The organism is Gordonibacter pamelaeae 7-10-1-b, from assembly GCF_000210055.1.
GTDB classification, from domain to species: Bacteria; Actinomycetota; Coriobacteriia; order Coriobacteriales; family Eggerthellaceae; genus Gordonibacter; species Gordonibacter pamelaeae.
Map to the genome: position 1 here is coordinate 234,142 of NC_021021.1, position 1,436 is coordinate 235,577.

Annotated in this window: 2 protein-coding genes; both read right to left on the reverse strand. The window is 67.8% G+C overall.

All coding sequences use genetic code 11. The features are described from left to right. A partial coding sequence (locus tag GPA_RS18635; RefSeq protein WP_041238725.1) for a hypothetical protein occupies positions 1 to 511 on the reverse strand: 511 nt, incomplete at its 3' end. Beyond that, positions 451 to 1,436, reverse strand: a 986-nt coding sequence (locus GPA_RS01035; RefSeq protein WP_041238726.1) for a purine-cytosine permease family protein, incomplete at its 5' end; no start/stop codon positions are given. The genes GPA_RS18635 and GPA_RS01035, both read right to left, overlap by 61 nt.

Consider the following 1,436-nt stretch of genomic DNA (forward strand, 5'->3'; position numbering starts at 1 on the left):
CGGCCTCGCGGGCGCGCACGCGGTCGCGCGCGAGCCAGCTCAAGCCCACGTACAGGGCCGCGGTCATGGGTGCCGTGGTCACGAACGGCACCGCCACCGCGCCGGTGGCGTACAGCACGCCGTTCACCGCGCTCACCGCGGCGATGGTGGCCACGCCGCGCCAGTTCACGCTTTCCACCTGGTCGAGCGGCAGGCCGCGCGAGCCTATGCGCATCGGCCCGCGCACGAGGTAGTAGTCGGTGACGAGCAGCACGCACCACGAGATGGTGAGGATGCTGCCGAAGCTCATGAACGCGTTCACCTGGTCCAAGATGCCGCCCAGGATGAACAAAAGCCCAATGGCGTTCGCCACCACGACGGCCGCGGGCCAGGAGAGCTTCACGCCGAACAGCGAGTCGAACAGGTTCGACACCGCGTTCGCGCCGCCGATGGAGTTCGACGTCTCCACCTTCATCTGCGACAGGCAGATGATGGCGAGCCCCACCCCGCCGGCCGCCAACACGAGCGACACGCCCGGGTTCGTGATGGCGGCATGCGCCGCGCCCGCGGCATCGTAGCCCATGGTGGAGAAGTACGCCGCCGACTGTTCGAAGCCGAAGTACGTGATGAGCGCGCCGCGGCATCGTAGCCCATGGTGGAGAAGTACGCCGCCGACTGTTCGAAGCCGAAGTACGTGATGAGCGCGCCGAACAAATACGTGACCACGGCGAACAGGCTTCCCACCAGCGAGATGGGCACGAGGTCGCGCTCGCGGCGGGCGAAGCGCGTGAAGTCGGCGGCGAAGAGTGCGAGCAGCCCCGACGTCATGATGGCGTAGTTCACCCCGTAGGCGAATCCCTCGCCCACCTCCACGCCGGGGATGAGCACCCCGTGCGTGAGCGCGTCGCCCATCTGGCCGTTCGCGGCCACGAGGTACACCACGTAGCCCATGACGGCGAACAGCGCCACCACGAACACGGCGTTCATGCGCGCGATAGCCTTCGTGCCGAAGAGCGCCATGAGCACCCACACGCACGAGATGCCCGCGAACAGCGCCCAGCGCATCCACTCCTCGCTCCAGCCGAACGCGAACAGTATGGCGTTGCCCAGCTGTACCGTCCCCACTGCCAGAACACCTACCAGCAGGAATATCCACACGAGGGAGCCGGCGGCCGAGCCCTTCGTGCCGAAGATGTACAGGCGGCTGACCACGTTGTTGGGCAGGCCCTCGCGAAACGTGATCTTGCCCACCAGGTACGTGAGCACGAAGCTCAAGGCGAACGTGATGGCCATGGCCACCCCGCCCAGCTGGCAGCCCGCGTAGAACGCCACGATGCCGCCGCCCATGAGCTTGGAGAGGCTGGACACCACGCCCGAGAGGATGGCCGCGATGTCGGGCCACGCGAGCCGCGCCGCGTCGGGCACGCGCTCGAACAGCGACGCCTTCCCCGCCGCAT